The following is a 17183-nucleotide window of genomic DNA, read 5'->3' on the forward strand; positions in this document are numbered from 1 at the left end:
GTGGACTGCGGACGTGGGGGGACGAGCATGGCGAGCGGTATTGATCCGTCCGGCCTGAGCGGCTCGCTCGAAGAGGCGATGCGCCTGCTGAGCCAGGCATCGGGTGCTGTCACGGCGCAGCCGGGCGACGCCGACGGGCAGGTGCCGGACGCCGAGCAGATGGTGGGGCGGGGCACCGGCGGTGACGGTCTCGTCGAGGCGGAGGTCTCCGCGTTCGGTGCGCTCCAGACGCTGGTGATCGACCCGAGCCTGTCCCGGGCCGGCACCAGCACGATCGCCGAGTACGTCCTGGAGGCGGTCCAGGCGGCGCAGGCCGACGAGCGCGCTCGCCGGGCCGACCTGACGGCCGGGGCCCAGGTCGACAGCGCCGCCCTCACCCAGCAGCTCGAACGGGTCTCGGCGGAGGCGTTCCGCGGCTTCCACCAGATGATCGGTGACCTGGACGCGGCCACCCGCCGGATGGATCGTCGCTGAGCCATGTCCGACGGAATCCAGGTGGACGTCGACGCTCTGCACGCCGCCGCCGCGTCGATCGCGACAACCGGCCAGCAGCTCGGCGAGGCGGTCAGCGGCCTCGAGTCGACGGTGAACGGGTCGGGTAACCCCTGGGGCGCCGACGAGGCGGGCTCCCTCTTCGGAGCCGTGTACGTCGAGGTCCTGACGCACGCGCTCGACGTGTACCGGTCGATGGCCGACCAGTTGTTGGAGGCCGCCGAGAACCTCGACCTCGGTGCCGACGCGCACGAGGCGACCGACCTCGCCAACGCGGAACTCTTCACGAGGATGGAGCTGCCCAGTGGGTATGCAGCTACCTCCTGAACTCGCCGAGGCGCTGGGCTGGGTCGGCTTCACCTGGCCGACCGCCGACGAAGAGTTGCTGTTCGAGGCGTCCCAACTGTGGTTCGCGTTCGCCGGCCGGCTGCGCACGGCCGCCGGGGAGGCCCAGGCGGGCGCGGCGCAGGTCAGCACCACCAACAGCGGCGACGACATCCGCGCGTTCGAGCAGGCGTGGCAGGGCGAGGAGGGTGCGCCGCGCCGCATCGAGGACGGCGCGCAGGCGGCCGAACTGATCGGCATGGCGTTGCTGGTGATGGCCATCATCACCCTGACGCAGAAGATCATCGTGATCGTCCAGTTGACGATCCTGGTCATTCAGGTGGCGATCGCGTTGGCGGCGGCGGCACCCAGCTTCGGCGCGTCGCTGGCCCAGATCCCCGTCTCGATCGGCCTGGCCCGGATGGCGATCCAGCGGGTCATCAAGGAGGTCATCGAACGGGTCGTCAAGGAGATCATTCCGCAGCTGTTGAAGCGCGCGAAGACGCTGCTGCGCCGTTTCGCCCGCAAGGGCGCGAAGCGGGGCGGTCCGAAGCGGCCCGGCGTGCCCGGCCCGCACACCACCCCGCGCTACTCCAACACCAAGGGAATGCTCGACAAGTACCGCAACGAGCATCTGCCCGGAGGACACTTTCCGACGGCCGTACGCCGGCTCAGCCCCGAGGAGCTGGAACAGCACCGGGTCTTCTTCGACAGCGACGGAGTGCTGCGCAGCGCACGCAACGGCGAGCCGTTCGACACGTCGAGCGCGCAGACCGTGTTCAGCGGAAACGGTCAGGCGATCTTCGTGATGGACCGCAACGGCAATCTCTACGCGTCCAATTACCAGCGGGTCGGCGACTTCCACCACTCCACTCTGGGCGGCGGAAACCCGGTCGCCGCGGCCGGCGAGCTGGTCGTGAAGGACGGTAGGGTCCAGTACGCCACGGCGCGCAGCGGTCATTACCAGCCCGAGCCCAGCCACATGGCCAATCTCGACGCCGAGTTCAAACGCAACGGCGTCAACGGGGTTCCGATTCTGGGCTGGGATGGCGGCCGGATCTTCTAGGGGAGTCGACGAGCATGGGTACGGACAGTTGGAAGGGCCACGTCAACGGGATCCTGTACGGGGTCCAGTTCGACAGGACGCTCGACGATTCGGTGGTGACCCGGGTCGCCGACGGGGTGGCCGCCGGGCTCTACCCGGGTGACCGGGCCGTGACGCGGGACGCGCTGGAGCAGGCGCTGCGCTACTCGGGCCCGCTGAACGACCAGGCCGAGACGCCGCACAGCGAGGACGACATCCGCGCGTTCTTCCGGCGGCTCACCGCCGCCCTGGCGGCCCCGTCCGCGCAGAGTTGATCAAGAGGTTCGCGTCACGGCAGCATCCTGTCGTGACGCGAACCTCCTGCTCACCAGGGGTGGGCGGCGGCGGTACCAGGTCGCGAAGAGTGCCACCGCCAGCAGCAGCTCCGCGATGTCACCGCCGTAGTACATGAGTTGGGCGGCCGACCGGAACGCCGCGGCGTCCGGGTCGGTCAGCCCCGGGGGCAGGCTGCCGGCCCGCGCGTAGAGATACTTGGCGAGCGCGGCGTGACCGGCTGACGCGCCGAGCAGCGCGCCGACCCGCACGGCGAGCCCGGGGCGGCGGGGCGCCGGGTCCGGCCCGGCCAGCGACCAGGCGAACAGGTAGCCCGCGGCCAGGTAGTGCAGGTGCACGCCGTGGTGCAGGGCCGGGTGGCGTTCCGCCGCCGCGTACAGCGGGGTGAGCAGCACCAGCGCCAGCCCGCCCGTGCTCAGCAGCGCCGCGGTGACCGGGTGGGCGATCAGGTGCAGCCCTCGGGCGCGCAGCAGCCGGCCCACCCGCCGACGCGTCGAGGTGGGCGCGACGTGCAGCAGCAGCGTCACCGGTGCGCCGAGGACCAGCCCGAGCGGCGCCAGCATGCCGAGCAGCAGGTGCTGCGCCATGTGCCCGCGCGGGTCGTCCGGGAGGTGGGCCAGCGGCCCGACCGCGACCGCCAGCACGGCACAGCCGGCCAGCCAGGCGGCGGTTCGCCGATGGTCCCAGCCGCGCGTGTCGCGTACGGCGGCCAGCAGGTAGCCGACGGCCAGCACCGCGACCGGGAACAGCGGCAACCAGCCCGGCCCGTCCGCCGGGTGGCCTCCGTGCGCCCATGCCGCCGGGCCCGGAGCTGCTGCCGTCACCGGGGGCCGTCACCCGGTCGGCGGGACCGCGTCCACCAGACCAGGGCCGCGCCGGCCAGCAGCAGTACCGCGCCGCCCACGTTCCACACCACGTCGTACGGCAGCAGGTGTACGCCGTAGCGGATCTGGTGCACCCGGAGCACCTTGTGGTCGACAAGCCCGTCGAAGAGCTGGAATCCCCCGGCGCCGAGCAGGAAACCACCCCAGGCCAGCCGTGGTGACAGGACCAGCCGTCGGCGCAGATCGGCGAACCAGAAGAACCCGCCGACCAAGGCGATCACCTCGGCGGCGTGCAGCAGCCCGTCCGAGAGCAGCGCCACCGACGGGGTGGACCGGTCGTAGAAGTGGTGCCAGGCCAGCACCTGGTGGAAGACGATCTCGTCCACGGCGGCCATGATCGCGACGCCGATCAGGACGCCCGCTAGCGTGGACGACCGGCCGTCCGGCACGGCGACCGGACGCTCCCGCGGCAGGCTGCTGTCGACCACCACACACCTCGCATCCACCCGGGTCAGGGCCGAACTACCCCAAACTGGCCGAGTCATGCCCGCCGGAGCCCTGCCGGCATGATCATTGGGTGGGCGGGCCGGATGCCTCGCCGGCAACGGAGACCGGAGGAGGTGCCTGTGCCGGACGCGGACGAACTCGTCGCCGACGCGCTCGCGGCGGTGCGCGGCACCGACGTACGACAGGCCGAACGGCAGCTGGACCGGCTGATGGTCGGCACCGGCGCGACGGACAGCGCCACTGTGGTGGACGCTGCCCTGCGGCGTCGGCTGGTCCGTGGCCTCGGGCAGCTCTGGCCCCGCGGCTGGCAGCCGGTCGACGTGCACCGGATCGCCGCGCAGCGGCTCGACGCGCGGGCGGCCCGGCTGGTCCGGGACGCGCTGGCCGCCCAGCGACGCGAGCAGGCCGGGCCGGTCCCCGACTGGTGGGACGACCAGCTGCGCGCGCTGGCCGCCGAGGGCCGGGACGACGGCCACGACCTGCTGGCCGCCTGGACCGCCGCGGAGGGACTGGACCGGGTCGACGCACTCCGCGCCGCGGTCGACGTGCTCGCCCTGGTGGAGAGCCTGCCGCCGATCGCGGTGCTGCGCCCGCCGCCCGGCTCGACCGGGGCTGCGGTCCCCCGCACCGCCGGTACGGGCCGCAGCGGGTCGCCGATGCTGGACCGGGTACGCGCGCTGCTCGCCAAGGCCGAGTCGACCACCTTCCCGGCCGAGGCGGAGGCGTTGACCGGGAAGGCGCAGGAGCTGATCGCCCGGCACAGCATCGACGAGGCGCTGCTGGCGGCCGGGGCGGAGCGCGGCGACCTGCCGGGCGGGGTGCGGCTGGGCACCGAGACCCCGTACGCGGGGGCGAAGGCGCTGCTGGTGCAGGAGGTGGCGGCGGCGAACCGGTGCGAGGCGGTCTGGTCCGACGACCTCGGTTTCACCACGGTGCTGGGGTGGCCGGCGGATCTCGTGGCGGTGGAGCTGCTCTACACCTCGCTGCTGGTGCAGGCCACCGCCGCCATGCTGCGCGGTCGCGCCGAACGCCGGCCGGGGTCCGGCCGGCGGACGAAGGTGTGGGACGAGTCCTTCCTCAACGCGTTCGCGCTGCGGATCGGTGAGCGGCTGCGCGCCGCCACCGAGGCGGCCGACCAGGCGGCTGCCGAGACGGCCGGGCCGGAACGCCTGCTGCCGGTGCTCGCCGCACGCGGCGAGGCGGTCCAGGAGCGGCTGGGCGCCCTCTTTCCGGGCGTCACCCGGCACCGGCTCAGCGTCCGCGACGCCGAGGGCTGGTCGTCCGGCACCTCGGCCGCCGACCGGGCCGCGCTGGACGTCGGCGGCGGCCAGCGGCCTCGACAGGTGCCGGGCCGGCCCTGATCCGCACGGCGTGGGACCACCGCCGGAGAGTATTTCTGCGATTTTCTTCGGTACGCGGTAGGGAACGGGGCGTCGGCTCCGACCCTCCGGTGAGCCGCACCCCGCCCGGGGAGCGACCAGCCAAGCGAGGAGCATCGCCGTGAAGTACATGCTGCTGATCTGGAACCGGCCCGGCTTCACCGAGGGGCTGACCGAGAAGGACCGCAACGCCCTGTTCGGCGAGGTGGACGCGATCATGAAGGAGCTGACCGAGAGCGGCGAGCTGGTCGACGGCCAGGCGCTGGCCGATCCGTCGCAGACGCAGACGGTCCGGCTCGCCGGCGGTCACCCGGAGATCGTCGACGGGCCGTTCATGGAGAGCAAGGAGCAGTTCGCCGGCTACCTGACAGTCGACTGCGACAGCCCGCAGCGGGCCGCCGAGATCGCCGCCCGGTGGCCGGACGTGCGTTTCGGCGGGGCGATGGAGGTCCGCCCGGTCATGGAACAGGCCGGGACGGAGATGTGACCGACGACCGGACGGTCGAGGATCTGCTGCGCACGCTCGCGCCGCAGGTCCTCGGCCTGCTGGTCCGCCGGCACGGCCAGTTCGACAGGTGCGAGGACGCCGTCCAGGAGGCGTTGCTCGCCGCCGCGACGCAGTGGCCCGGACAGGGCGTACCGGACAACCCGCGCGCGTGGTTGCTCACCGTGGCCACCCGCCGGCTCACCGACGAGTGGCGCAGCGAGAGCGCCCGCCGGGACCGCGAGGTGGCGGTGACGCGGCGCGAGCCGGCGTACGCCCAGGTGGCGCCGGCGGCCGACGCGGAGCCGGCGGTGGCGGACGCCGACGACACCCTCACCCTGCTCTTTCTCTGCTGCCATCCGGCGCTGGCGCCCTCGGCGCAGGTGGCGCTGACCCTGCGGGCGGTCGGCGGGCTCAGCACCGCCCAGATCGCCCGGGCGCACCTGCTGCCCGAGGCGACGATGAGTCAGCGGATCCGGCGGGCCAAGCAGCGGATCGAGGCGGCCGGGGCCCGGTTCCTGATGCCCGGGCCGGGTGAGCGTGCCGAGCGGCTGCGGACCGTGCTCCGGGTGCTCTACCTGATCTTCAACGAGGGGTACACCGCGTCCAGCGGACCGGACCTGCGACGGGCCGAGCTGACCGGCGAGGCGATCCGGCTGGCCCGCGTCCTGCACGGGCTGCTGCCCGACGACGGTGAGGTGACAGGTCTGCTGGCGCTGATGCTGCTCACCGACGCGCACCGGGCGGCCCGGGTCGGCGAGGACGGCGAGCTGGTGCCGCTCACCGAGCAGGACCGCACCCGGTGGGACGGCGGCGCCATTGCGGAGGGAGTCGCCCTGGTCACCGAGGCGCTGACCTGGTCGCCACCCGGCCCGTACCAGCTCCAGGCGGCGATCGCGGCGGTGCACGCCGAGGCGCCGACGCCGGCGGAGACGGACTGGCCGCAGATCGTGGCGCTCTACCGGCTGCTCGCCCGGCTCGCCCCGAACCCGATGGTCACCCTCAACCAGGCGGTGGCCGTGGCCATGGTGGACGGGCCGCGCGCGGGCCTCGCCCTGCTCGCGCCGCTGGACGCCGACGAGCGGATGGCCGGGCACCACCGGCTCGCCGCGGTCCGGGCGCACCTGCTGGAGCTGGCCGGGGAGCCGGACGCCGCGCGGGAGGCGTACCTGGCGGCGGCGCGTGGCACGACGAGCCTTCCCGAGCAGCGCTATCTGGAGCGGAGAGCCGCCCGGCTGGCGGGCCGACCGTCCCGCGCCTGACGTACCGCGTCCTGCACTGACCACGGCACGGCCCGGTCGCCGCACGGGGCTGCCGCGCGGCGACCGGGTGTCGGTCAGCTCGACACGTCGACGGCCGGGCAGCGGGCGCCCCGGGCGGGCACCACCTGGTCGATCAGGTACGCGTCGACGGCTCGGCCCACGCAGGGGCTGGTGGTGTAGCTGCCGTGGCCCCAACCCTCGTACGTCAGCAGCACTCCGTGCCGACCCAGCTGCCGCGCCACGTTCGTGGCCCAGGTGTAGCCGCTGGCCGGGTCGTGCACGGTGGCGGCGAGCAGCAGCGGCACGTCGCTGCGGACCCGCAGGCGGTGCTGCGGGTCGGCGACCGGGGTCGGCGAGCCCAGGCAGGTCACCAGGGCGAACAGCGCCGGCGGGTAGCGCAGGTCGGGCGCGAGCCGGGCCGCCCGGCGCACGTGTGCGGCGTACTCGCGGTAGTCGCGGACCGGCAGGTCCCAGTCCTGACAGAAGACCGCGAAGGGGTACGGCGCCACGGCATCCGCCGTACGCGCGCTGACGCCCGGTGTCGCGGCGCCCTGGAGCTTCCCGATCCACTCGGCCAGGCCCGGCCACCGCCCCGTGTCGTAGAGCTGCTTGTGCGCGAGCCGACTCAGCTCGAACGGGGGCAGTGCGGCCCCGGCGCGGTCCGGATCGGTCAGCAGGCCACGCTGGGCCCGGTCGTGCAGCCCGGCCCAGATCGCCCGGACGTCCCGACCGTGCAGGACGCAGTCGGCGGACCTGTCGCACCAGGCGACGAACTCGTCGAACGCGTCCTCGGCGGTGACCGCCTGGGTGTCGACGAACGCGCGGACGCCGAGGCTGTGGTCCACGGCGGCCTCCAGCATCACGGCCCGGACCTTGTCGGGGAACAGCTCCGCGTAGCGCTGACCGAGCAGGGTGCCGTACGAGCTGCCGTGGAACGTCAGCCGCCGTTCGCCGAGGGCGGCGCGGACGGCATCGAGGTCGCGGGCGGCGCTCGTCGTGTCGACGTGGTCGTAGAGCGGGCCGGTGCGAGCCCGACAGTCGGCGCGCAGCAGCGCGTTGCCGGCAAGCGTGGCGTCGAACTGGGCCTGGTCGGCGATCAGCTGCGGTTGCCGGGCGAGCAACTCCCGGGCGCAGAGCACCGGATGGCTGCGGCCGGTGCCGCGCGGGTCGAAGCTGACGACGTCGAACCGGCGGCGCAGCTCGGCGCTGAACCGGGAACTTCCGGTCACCACCCGGTCGACCCCGCTGTCGCCGGGTCCACCGGGACCGAACACCAGCGCACCCGTGCGGGCGGCCGGGTCGGTGGCGGCACGGCGGGCCAACGCCAGGTCGAAGCGCTCGCCCCGGGGCTGGTTCCAGTCGACAGGCAGCGACAGGGTGCCGCAGTCGGCCGTGGCGTCCGTGGGGCAGGGCTGCCAGTCGATGGCCTGTCGCGCGGCGGCCGGGCTCGCCGGGGTCAGGCCGGCGGTCGTGAGGGCCAGGGCCACCGCCCAGGCGAGGGCGGATTTGCGTACGTGCGGCATGAGGTGCTGTCCTCTCCCCGAAGGAGCGTTACCGGTGAAACTCGCCCACTGGGCGAGGTGATGCTGCTTCCACCCGGGCCGTCGAGTGGCCGCTCGACGGCCCGGGACCTTCGTCCGGTGCGGTCAGTCGACCTCGCGCAGGACGCGTTCGAGCGTGGCCATCCGGGTTTCCATCCCGCCCAGCCGGCCGTCCATGGCCGTGAGCAGGCGGGCGTTCTCGGCCTGGGCCTGGGCTGCCGTCTCGGCGAGCCGGCGGTAGTCGTCCGACCGGGCCGTCTCGTACCGGGCCCGCCGGGTCTTGGCGAGTTGGACGACTGTCACCGTGACCACGCTGATCAGAAAGCCGAAGATGCCGATCGCGCCGACGACCTCGGTCCAGTCGTGCTCGCTCATCGGTCCGCTCCGGGCTGCTCGGTCGAGTCGGGCACGGTAAGCGTCTCGACCGCCGCCGCGATGACCTGGGGGGTGAGTGTGAGCGCGAACGGCTCCACCTCGTAGTAGTTCATGGCCTTCCCGTCCTCCGACAACTCCAGGCGGGCGGTGACCAGCCCGGCCGCCGCCAGCTTCCTCAGGTGGACCTGCAACAGCGCTCGGCTGATGCCCAGTTGCCGGGCCAGCCCGCTGACATAGGCACGTTCCCGCGCCAGCGCGGCGACGACCCGCAGTCGGTGCGGGTTGGCCAGGGTGGCCAGCATCCGGACCAGGTCGTCGCCGGTCGGCGGTGGAGCGGCACTCATAACCAGCCCTTGCACATGCCAACAGAAGTTAGCAGGTGTGGCCGCACGGCGGCGTGGACGACGAGCGGAATCAGGGGGATCTCAGGGTTCACGACCCCGGACACACAGCACGCCGGGCCGGTGAGTGATCACCGGCCCGGCGTGCGGGTTACGTCGTACGTCAGCTCTTGAAAGCGTCCTTGATCTTCTCGCCCGCCTGCTTGAGCTTGGCCGTGGACTGGTCTGCGCGACCCTCGGCCTCGAGCTGCTCGTTGTCGGTGGCGCGACCGGCGCCTTCCTTGAGCTTGCCGGCCGCGTCCTCGCTGGCGTTGTTGATCTTGTCATCGATACCCATGTGCCAACCTCCATTGCGAGCGTCGCTACGACCTCAGCAGTACCCCCGCCGTCCGCCGCCCAACCATCGCCGTCGTCACAATCCGCGATCGGCTGCCGAACGGAACCGGCGCAGGCGCAGACTGTTGGCCACCACGAAGACCGAGGACAGCGCCATCGTGGCACCGGCGATCATCGGGTTGAGCAGGCCGGCGGCGGCCAGCGGCAGGGCCGCCACGTTGTAGCCGAAGGCCCAGAACAGGTTGCCCCGGATGATCCCGAGCGTGCGCCGGGACAGCCGGATGGCGTCCACCGCCGCGTCCAGGTCGCCCCGGACGAGGGTGAGATCGGACGCCTCGATCGCCACGTCGGTGCCGGTGCCCATCGCCAACCCCAGATCGGCCTGGGCCAACGCCGGCGCGTCGTTCACCCCGTCACCTACCATCGCCACCGACCGCCCCTGCGCCTGAAGCCGCCGGACGACGTCGACCTTGCCGGCGGGCAGCACCTCGGCGATCACCTCGTCGATGCCCACCTCGGCCGCGACCGCAGCGGCCACGGTGGGGTTGTCGCCGGTCAGCAGGACCGGGGTGAGCCCCAGGGCGCGCAACCGGGCCACGGCCGTCCGGCTCGTCGGCCGGACCACGTCGGCGACCGCGAGCACGCCCCGCGCCCGTGCGTCCCAGCCGGCGACGATCGCCGTACGCCCCGCGGCCTCCGCGTCCCGCACGGCCAGATCGACCTCCGGCGGTACGTCGACACCGCGCTCGCGCAGCAGCCGGAGCCGGCCGACCAGCACGCTCCGACCGTCGACCGTGCCGGTGACGCCCAACCCTTCGAGGTTGGCGAAGTCGGTCACCGGGGGCAACGCTGCGGCCTCGGCGGCGCCGGCGGCGACCGCCCGGGCGATCGGGTGCTCGGAGGCGGCCTCCAGCGCACCGGCGAGTCGAAGCAACTCGGCCCGGTCCTCGCCGTTGGCCGGCACCACGTCCACCAACGTCATCCGGCCGGTCGTCACGGTGCCGGTCTTGTCCAGCACGACCGTGTCGACGCGGCGGGTCGACTCCAGCACCTCCGGGCCCTTGATCAGCACGCCGAGCTGAGCGCCCCGACCGGTGCCGACCAGCAGTGCGGTCGGCGTGGCCAGGCCGAGCGCACACGGGCAGGCGATGATCAGCACGGCCACGGCGGCGGTGAACGCGGTGGTCGGACCAGCGCCGGTGCCCAGCCACCAGCCGAGGGTGCCCACCGCGAGGGTGATGACGATCGGAACGAAGACGCCGGAGATCCGGTCGGCCAGTCGCTGCACGGCCGCCTTGCCGCTCTGCGCCTGCTCGACGAGGTCGGCCATCCGGGCGAGCTGGGTGTCCGCGCCGACCCGGGTGGCGGTGACGACCAGCCGGCCGCCCGCGTTGATCGTCGCCCCGACCACCCCGTCGCCCGGGCCGACCTCGACTGGCACCGACTCGCCGGTCAGCATGCTGGCGTCGACTGCGGACGTGCCCTCGTCGACGACCCCGTCGGTGGCGATCTTCTCGCCGGGGCGGACCACGAACCGGTCACCGACGGCGAGCTGGTCCACCGGGATCCGGGTCTCCACGCCGTCGCGCAGCACCGCCACGTCCCGGGCGCCGAGTTCGAGAAGGGCGCGCAGGGCCGCCCCGGCGGTCCGCTTGGATCGGGCCTCGAAGTAGCGCCCGGCCAGGATGAACACCGTCACCCCGGCGGCCGCCTCCAGATAGATGTTGCCGGCGCCGTCGGTGCGGGTGATGTCGAAGCGGAAGGGGTGCGTCATCCCGGGCATCCCGGCGTCGCCCAGAAAGAGCGCCCAGAGCGACCAGCCGAACGCGGCCAGGGTGCCCAGCGAGACCAGGGTGTCCATTGTCGCGGCGCCGTGCCGCAGGTTGGTCCACGCGGCCCGGTGGAACGGCAGCCCGCCCCAGACCACCACCGGGGCGGCGAGGGTCAGCGAGAGCCACTGCCAGTAGTCGAACTGCCACGGCGGCACCATGGCCAGCAGGACCACCGGCACGCTGAGCACCGCCGACACCCACAGACGGGTACGCGGCCCACGCAGCGGGTCGACCGGCTGCTCGGTCGTCGGCGGAGCCGGCAGGGCCGCCGTGTAGCCGGTCTTCTGCACCGTGTCGATCAGGTCGTCAGGCGTGACGCTGTCGACGTACCGGACGGTGGCCTTCTCGGTGGCGTAGTTGACGGTGGCGCTCACCCCGTCCATCCGGTTCAGCTTCTTCTCGATCCGGGCGGCGCAGGCGGCGCAGGTCATCCCCCCGATGGCCAGTTCGATCCGGTTCGGCGCCTCGGGCAGTGGTCTGCTGGTGGTGGTCATCGTCTGGTCCCGTCAGTTGTGCCCGTGGCCGGGGGTGCCGTGCTCGGTCGGCGCCGGCCCGCTCGGGGTGGGGTCGCCCCCGGTCGGGGCGGTGCCGGCGACGACTGTGAACTCGGCGGTGTGCACCCGCCCGCCGTGCCGGAAGTCGAGGTAGAGCCGGTAGCTGCCGGCCGACGGCACCTCGGCGGAGAAGGAGATCTCCGGACCGGGCCGGGTGCGTCCGTCGCCGGGTGTTCCGTCCGGGTGTACATGCAGGTACGCGAGATCGCCCCGGCGCAGCGCCACCAGGTGCCCGTACGCCCCCAGGTAGGGCTCCAGGTCGGTGACCGGTCGCCCGTCGCGGCTGACGCTCAGGGCCAGTGACGAGGTGCGGCCGGGCTGCGGCACGCCGGCCAGCGTGACTGTGTAGCCGTCGACCGTGGTGCTGGTCGCCGGGGCGGGCAGCGGCCGTTCGGTCAGCTCACCGGGGACTGTCACGTCCACGCCGAGGGTCAGCGCCTCACCCCCGGTGGGCGTGAAGTCGGCGAACGCCCGCCACTGCCCCGGGCCGTCCAGCGGGGTGTCGACCCGCCAGGTGCCGTCCGGGGCGAGGTCCGGGTGCACGTGGTGGAAGCCGGACAGGTCCCGCCGGGCGACGATCAGGTGCATCCGCTTGTCGTGCGCCACGTCGTACCTGGTCACCGGGCGGCCGTCCGGCCCGCCGATCTGGAAGGCGAACTCGCCGGCCGGGGCAGCGACCGGAACGAGCGTGTAGCCACGATCGGAGACGAGCAGGCCGCCGGGAACCCGCTCGGCCGCCTCGTCGTGCACGGTGGGGCCCGGGCCGTGGGCGGCGCCGCCGCCGGGCCGGCTCTCGGCGACCGGGTCGATCGGATCGACCACCCGGCCGACCCCGTACGCCGCGCCGAAGACCGCCGCGAGACCGAGGGCGAACCCGCCCATTCTGGTCACGGTGTTCATCCCGGGCCTCCCGCTCACGCCTCGACGAGGTCGTAACCGGCCTCGTCGACCGCGGCCCGGATGGAATCGGTGTCCACGGGCTGCTCGCTGGTGACGGTGACCCGGCCGGTGGCGAGATCCACCTGCACGTCGCGCACCCCGGCGATGGCGCCCACCTCGGCGCTGACCGCGCTGACGCAGTGCCCGCAGGTCATGCCCCGCACCTGGTACGTCGTGTCGACCATCGAACCGCTCCCTTCGTCTTCTGCCAGCCTATACCCCCCAGGGGTAAGGCCGAGGCAGACTCGTACTCCGTCAGGTACCGGTACCCGGTGGGGGTATCGGACACGAGGGACGTTACCATACCCCCCAGGGGTACGCTATTCTCGTCGCCATGACCACACCCACACCGATCCGCGGCTACACCGCCAGCAAGGACCAACTGCTCGCGCGGCTCCGCCGCGTCGAGGGGCAGGTCCGGGGCATCGAGAAGATGGTCGACGAGGACCGTTACTGCATCGACGTGCTCACCCAGATCTCCGCGATCCAGGCCGCGCTCGACAAGGTGGCCCTGGGCCTGCTCGACGGGCACGCCCGCCACTGCATGCACGAGGGGGCGGCCGAAGGTCGGGCCGACGAGATGGCCACCGAGATGATGGCTGCCGTCGGCCGGCTCATGAAGCGCGGCTGAGCCGGTCAGTCGGGCTCCGCGTCGAGGCGTACCCGGCGGAGCAACTGGGCGTTGAGCGCCACCACGATGGTGGACGCCGACATCAGCACCGCCGCCACCGCCGGGCTCAACGCCACCCCGGCCCAGGCGAGCACGCCGGCCGCCAGCGGCAGCGCCACCACGTTGTAACCGGCGGCCCAGGCCAGGTTCTGCCGCATCTTGCGGTACGACGCCCGCGAGAGCCGGACCACGGCACCGACACCGCGCGGGTCGGACGACGCCAGCACCACCCCGGCGGACTCGATCGCCACGTCGGTCCCCGCCCCGATGGCGATGCCGACGTCGGCGCGGGCCAGCGCCGGCGCGTCGTTCACCCCGTCGCCGACCATCGCCACGGTCAGCCCTCGCCGCTGGAGGTCCGCGACCCGGCCGTCCTTCTCGGCCGGCAGCACCTCGGCGAAGACCTCGTCCACCCCCGGCTGGAAGCCGAGATCGGCGGCCACCGACTCGGCCACCGACCGCGCGTCGCCGGTGATCATGGCGATGGTGCGGACGCCTTCGGCACGGAGCTCGGCGATGGCCTGCCGGGCCTCCGGGCGCACCTCGTCGGTGAGCGCGAACGCCCCGAGCACGGTGCCCGGCAGCCGCACCAGGTACAACACCACGGCCCCGCGCGCCGACCACCGGCCGGTCGCCACCTCCAGGTCGTCCGGGAGCGGCCGACCCAACTCCCGCAGCAACGCCGGGCCGCCCACCGCGTACTCCGTACCGTCGACGGTGGCCCGCACGCCGCGGCCCGGCAGCGACCGGAAGCCGGTGCCACGCGCCGGGCCGGCGGACCCGGCCGCCGTCACGATCGCCCGGGCCAGCGGATGCTCGCTGTCGGACTCGACGCCGGCGGCGATCCGCAGCGCCTCCTCCCGCTTCAGGCCCGGAGTCGTCACCAGGTCACTCACCGCGTGCTCACCGCGGGTCAGCGTGCCGGTCTTGTCAAAGAGCACCGCGTCGACGGTCCGCATGCGCTCCAGCGCCAACCGGTCCTTGACCAGGATCCCGCGCCGCGCCGCCAGGGCCGTGGACAGTGCCACGACCAGCGGGATGGCCAGGCCGAGCGCGTGCGGGCAGGCGATCACCAGGACCGTGACCGTACGGACCACCGCCTGGTCGGGCTCACCGAGCGCGGTCCAGACCGCCAGCGTCACCACTGCGGTGCCGGCGGCCACGTAGAACAGCGCGGCGGCGAACCGGTCGGCAAGCAGTTGGGCCTGCCCACCCGAGCGCTGCGCCTGCGCGACCATGCGCTGGATGCCGGCGAGCGCTGTCTCGTCACCCAGCGCCTCGACCCGGACCCGGATCGCCGAGTCGGTGGCGACAGTGCCGGCCACCACCCGCTCGCCCGTCGACCGGGCCACCGGCCGCGACTCACCGGTGATCATCGACTCGTCCAGTTCGGCGTCGCCGTCGACGATCCGGCCGTCCGCCGGCACCCGACCCCCGGGCCGGACGAGCACCACGTCGCCCACCCGCAACGCGCTGAGCGGCACCGGCTCGGGCCGCCCGTCCGGCGCCACACGCTCGGCCTCGTCCGGCAGCAGCGCGGCCAACGCCGCCAACGCCCCCCGGGCCTGCCCGATGGCCTTCATCTCCTGCCAGTGCCCGAGCAGCATGATGGTGACCAGCGCGGCCAGCTCCCACCAGAAATCCAGGTCGAAGGCGCCCAGGCTGGTGGCCAACGACGCCGTGTAGGCGACCGTGATCGCCATCGCGACCAGCAGCATCATTCCCGGCGCCCGGTCCCGGATCTCGCGCACCGCGCCGACCAGGAACGGCCAGCCACCCCAGAGGAAGACCACCGATCCGAACACCGGCCCGATCCAGGAGCGACCGGGAACGTCCCATCGGAGCCCGAGCCGGTCCATCACCAGGTGACTGGTCAGCACCACCGGCACGGTGAGCACCAGGCAGACCCAGAACCGGCGGCGGAACATCGCCGGGTCGTGGCCGGCGTGCTTGTCGTGGCCGGCGTGCTTCTCCGGGCCGGCGTGCTTCTCCGGGCCAGCGCGCTTCTCCGGGCCGGCGTGCTGATCGTGGGCGGCGTGCTGATCGTGGGCGGCCGGCGTCGCGTGCCGGTTCCGGTCGGCGGCCTGCTCGGGGACGGGCTCGGACATGACTCCAACATGCCGCTCCGGCCCAGGCCGCGCGAGCGGTTCGACCATCCGACACTCCGCCACGACCTGCGACACCCAGTTGGGCTGGCTAGCATCTCCGGCGATGGCCTACCGGACTCCGCCGCCCAGTCGGGCACCGGCGCCGCCACGGCGCGGCGCCTGCGCCGACCGGCCGGCCCAGTGGATCACCCTGGGTAACCAACGGGTCGTCAACCAGCAATTCGATGCGCTCGTCACCGCGTTCGTCCGGCGGAGGTGAACCGCCCGGCCCGTCCGCACGTACCCCGCACCGGATCGTTGGGAGTTCTCGCATTGGGTTCCGACCACAGCCATACCGCCCGCCCCGCCCCGCCCCGGGTCCGGCGGATCCTCGTCGCGACGGTGGTGCCGCTCTTCGTGGCCACCGTCGTCGCCGCCGTGGTGCTCTGGCCACGGGACGGGGCGCCGCAGGCCGGCGGTGGCACTGACGCGCCGCGCCACCACGGCACGGTGACCCGGGTGGTGACCGAACCCTGCCCGCCGTCGGCCAGCCCGGAGGGCACACCGGCCACCGGGCCGTGCGGCACGGTGGACGTACGGGTCGAGGACGGGCCGAGCGCCGGCCAGCAGGTACGGACGCCCGTCCCCGCCGGACCCGGCGCTCCACGCGTCGAGGTCGGCGACGACGTCGTCCTGGTCGAGCTGACCGACCCGACCGATCCCACCACCAGCAGCTGGAACATCGCCGAGCATCAGCGCGGAACGCCGCTGGTGTGGCTCGCGGTGGTCTTCGCCGCCGCGATCGTCGCGTTCGGCCGGTGGCGGGGCCTGGCCGCGCTGGCGGGGCTGGCCGCCAGCTTCGCCATCCTGCTCACCTTCGTGTTGCCGGGCATCAGCGCCGGTCGGCCACCGCTGCTGGTGGCGGTGGTCGGCGCCGCCCTGATCATGTTCGTGGTGCTCTACCTGACACACGGAGTGACCGCGCAGACCTCGGTCGCGGTGCTCGGCACCCTCGGCAGCCTGGTGCTCACCGGAGTGCTCGCGACCATCGCCACGGCCGCCACCCGGCTCACCGGCTTCGGCAGCGAGGACGCCACCACGCTGTCGATGTTCCAGGCCCACGTGGACCTGCGCGGCCTGCTGCTCGCCGGGATCATCATCGGCTCACTCGGGGTGCTCGACGACGTGACAGTCACCCAGGCCGCCACCGTCACCGAACTGGCGAACGCCAACCCCGGTCTGAGCCGGCTACAGCTCTACCGGGCGGCCACCCGGGTCGGCCGGGCGCACATCGCCTCCACGGTCAACACCATCGTCCTGGCGTACGCGGGCGCCTCACTACCGCTGCTGCTCCTGCTCACCGCCGACACCCGCCCCCTCGGGCAGATCCTGACCAGCGAATTCCTCGCCCAGGAGATCGTCCGCAGCGCGGTCGCCACACTCGGCCTGATCGCCGCCGTACCCCTCACCACCGGGCTGGCCGCCGTGGTGACCGCGGCCGGGGCGACGCCGACGCAGGACACGGACGCCGACGTCCTGACACCGCGCCCCCGTCGGGACCGGACGGAGACACTGGCCGCTCTCAGCTCCCCGCCAGGGGGTCGGCCCGACGGACCCGACCCGGAGCGGAACGCACCCCCATCCACCGCCACCACCGGGTGGCCAGAGCCGAACAGGAGCACTGATACGGCATGGTGACACTCCTCAGCGTGACCGGATCGGGCACTCGCCCTGAGAACCGCGTCACTGGTCACTCAACGCCATGGCGAAATGACACTTTTAGTCGGCATCAGGACGTAGCTCAGGCGGTGGATTCTCGGGTAACCTCGCTGCCGGCCACCGACGAAGGCGCGCAGCG

Annotated in this window: 19 protein-coding genes; 9 read left to right on the forward strand and 10 right to left on the reverse strand. The window is 73.3% G+C overall.

Going from position 1 to position 17183, the window contains the following annotated elements:
- Window positions 1-27: 27 nt before the first annotated feature.
- Genes ACLQ27_RS29800 through ACLQ27_RS29815 form a run of 4 tightly spaced genes read left to right on the forward strand, consistent with a single transcriptional unit; the run spans window position 28 to window position 2175 of the window.
- Window positions 28-474 (forward strand): YbaB/EbfC family nucleoid-associated protein, encoded by a 447-nt coding sequence (locus ACLQ27_RS29800; RefSeq protein WP_357573466.1) that lies wholly within the window; start codon window positions 28-30, stop codon window positions 472-474.
- 3 nt (window positions 475-477) lie between these two features.
- Complete coding sequence (locus ACLQ27_RS29805) at window positions 478-819, forward strand: hypothetical protein (protein WP_357573467.1); 342 nt, start codon at window positions 478-480, stop codon at window positions 817-819.
- The gene (locus ACLQ27_RS29810; RefSeq protein WP_357490923.1) at window positions 803-1882 is read left to right on the forward strand and encodes a hypothetical protein; all 1080 of its coding nucleotides are present in this window, start codon (window positions 803-805) and stop codon (window positions 1880-1882) included. Before ACLQ27_RS29805 ends, ACLQ27_RS29810 begins: the two co-directional genes overlap by 17 nt.
- Window positions 1883-1896: 14 nt before the next feature.
- Window positions 1897-2175 carry a hypothetical protein gene (locus tag ACLQ27_RS29815; protein ID WP_357573468.1) on the forward strand — a complete coding sequence of 93 codons (279 nt, stop codon included), beginning with the start codon at window positions 1897-1899 and terminating at the stop codon, window positions 2173-2175.
- On the opposite strand, the gene ACLQ27_RS29820 is transcribed toward ACLQ27_RS29815, so the two are convergent.
- Together ACLQ27_RS29820 and ACLQ27_RS29825 are read right to left on the reverse strand one after the other, a co-directional pair.
- Complete coding sequence (locus ACLQ27_RS29820) at window positions 2176-3018, reverse strand: cytochrome c oxidase assembly protein (RefSeq protein WP_357573469.1); 843 nt, start codon at window positions 3016-3018, stop codon at window positions 2176-2178.
- Window positions 3015-3506, reverse strand: a complete 492-nt coding sequence (locus ACLQ27_RS29825; protein ID WP_357573470.1) for a DUF2243 domain-containing protein — start codon at window positions 3504-3506, stop codon at window positions 3015-3017. The genes ACLQ27_RS29820 and ACLQ27_RS29825 overlap by 4 nt, the downstream gene beginning before the upstream one ends.
- 138 nt (window positions 3507-3644) lie before the next feature.
- Here ACLQ27_RS29825 and ACLQ27_RS29830 point away from each other — a divergent pair, with 138 nt between their 5' ends.
- The 3 genes from ACLQ27_RS29830 to ACLQ27_RS29840 all read left to right on the forward strand — a co-directional run bounded on the left by ACLQ27_RS29830 (window position 3645) and on the right by ACLQ27_RS29840 (window position 6650).
- The gene (locus ACLQ27_RS29830) at window positions 3645-4886 is read left to right on the forward strand and encodes a DUF2786 domain-containing protein (RefSeq protein ID WP_425869846.1); all 1242 of its coding nucleotides are present in this window, start codon (window positions 3645-3647) and stop codon (window positions 4884-4886) included.
- Between the two features lie 148 nt (window positions 4887-5034).
- Complete coding sequence (locus tag ACLQ27_RS29835; protein ID WP_234589691.1) at window positions 5035-5391, forward strand: YciI family protein; 357 nt, start codon at window positions 5035-5037, stop codon at window positions 5389-5391.
- Window positions 5388-6650 carry an RNA polymerase sigma factor gene (locus tag ACLQ27_RS29840; protein WP_425869848.1) on the forward strand — a complete coding sequence of 421 codons (1263 nt, stop codon included), beginning with the start codon at window positions 5388-5390 and terminating at the stop codon, window positions 6648-6650. Before ACLQ27_RS29835 ends, ACLQ27_RS29840 begins: the two co-directional genes overlap by 4 nt.
- 74 nt (window positions 6651-6724) lie before the next feature.
- Here ACLQ27_RS29840 and ACLQ27_RS29845 read toward each other — a convergent pair whose 3' ends face one another.
- The 7 genes from ACLQ27_RS29845 to ACLQ27_RS29875 form a co-directional block, all read right to left on the reverse strand.
- Entirely contained in the window at window positions 6725-8173 is a 1449-nt protein-coding gene (locus tag ACLQ27_RS29845) for an alpha/beta hydrolase (RefSeq protein ID WP_357573473.1), read from the reverse strand.
- Window positions 8174-8296: 123 nt separating this feature from the next.
- On the reverse strand, window positions 8297-8566 hold the full coding sequence (locus tag ACLQ27_RS29850; RefSeq protein ID WP_425869850.1) for a hypothetical protein: 270 nt from the start codon (window positions 8564-8566) through the stop codon (window positions 8297-8299).
- Window positions 8563-8910, reverse strand: coding sequence for an ArsR/SmtB family transcription factor (locus tag ACLQ27_RS29855; protein ID WP_234589654.1), 348 nt, complete (start codon window positions 8908-8910; stop codon window positions 8563-8565). Before ACLQ27_RS29855 ends, ACLQ27_RS29850 begins: the two co-directional genes overlap by 4 nt.
- A gap of 160 nt (window positions 8911-9070) precedes the next feature.
- Window positions 9071-9244 carry a CsbD family protein gene (locus ACLQ27_RS29860; RefSeq protein ID WP_139583988.1) on the reverse strand — a complete coding sequence of 58 codons (174 nt, stop codon included), beginning with the start codon at window positions 9242-9244 and terminating at the stop codon, window positions 9071-9073.
- A 75-nt stretch (window positions 9245-9319) separates the two neighbouring features.
- Window positions 9320-11569 (reverse strand): heavy metal translocating P-type ATPase, encoded by a 2250-nt coding sequence (locus ACLQ27_RS29865; protein ID WP_357490939.1) that lies wholly within the window; start codon window positions 11567-11569, stop codon window positions 9320-9322.
- Between the two features lie 12 nt (window positions 11570-11581).
- On the reverse strand, window positions 11582-12529 hold the full coding sequence (locus ACLQ27_RS29870; protein WP_357490941.1) for a hypothetical protein: 948 nt from the start codon (window positions 12527-12529) through the stop codon (window positions 11582-11584).
- 14 nt (window positions 12530-12543) lie between these two features.
- Window positions 12544-12753, reverse strand: coding sequence for a heavy-metal-associated domain-containing protein (locus tag ACLQ27_RS29875; protein WP_357490943.1), 210 nt, complete (start codon window positions 12751-12753; stop codon window positions 12544-12546).
- 149 nt (window positions 12754-12902) lie between these two features.
- On the opposite strand from ACLQ27_RS29875, the gene ACLQ27_RS29880 reads away from it, so the two are divergent.
- On the forward strand, window positions 12903-13199 hold the full coding sequence (locus tag ACLQ27_RS29880; RefSeq protein ID WP_266248359.1) for a metal-sensitive transcriptional regulator: 297 nt from the start codon (window positions 12903-12905) through the stop codon (window positions 13197-13199).
- Between the two features lie 5 nt (window positions 13200-13204).
- Here the strand turns inward: ACLQ27_RS29880 and ACLQ27_RS29885 are convergent, their stop codons facing one another.
- The gene (locus tag ACLQ27_RS29885; RefSeq protein WP_425869854.1) at window positions 13205-15346 is read right to left on the reverse strand and encodes a copper-translocating P-type ATPase; all 2142 of its coding nucleotides are present in this window, start codon (window positions 15344-15346) and stop codon (window positions 13205-13207) included.
- Between the two features lie 312 nt (window positions 15347-15658).
- Between ACLQ27_RS29885 and ACLQ27_RS29890 the strand changes: the two genes are divergently transcribed.
- A complete protein-coding gene (locus ACLQ27_RS29890) occupies window positions 15659-17023 on the forward strand; it encodes a YibE/F family protein (RefSeq protein ID WP_357490945.1) in 1365 nt (454 codons plus the stop codon).
- The last annotated feature ends 160 nt before the right edge of the window (window positions 17024-17183 follow it).

It is taken from the genome of Micromonospora sp. DT63, from assembly GCF_049841615.1.
Classification (GTDB): domain Bacteria; phylum Actinomycetota; class Actinomycetes; order Mycobacteriales; family Micromonosporaceae; genus Micromonospora.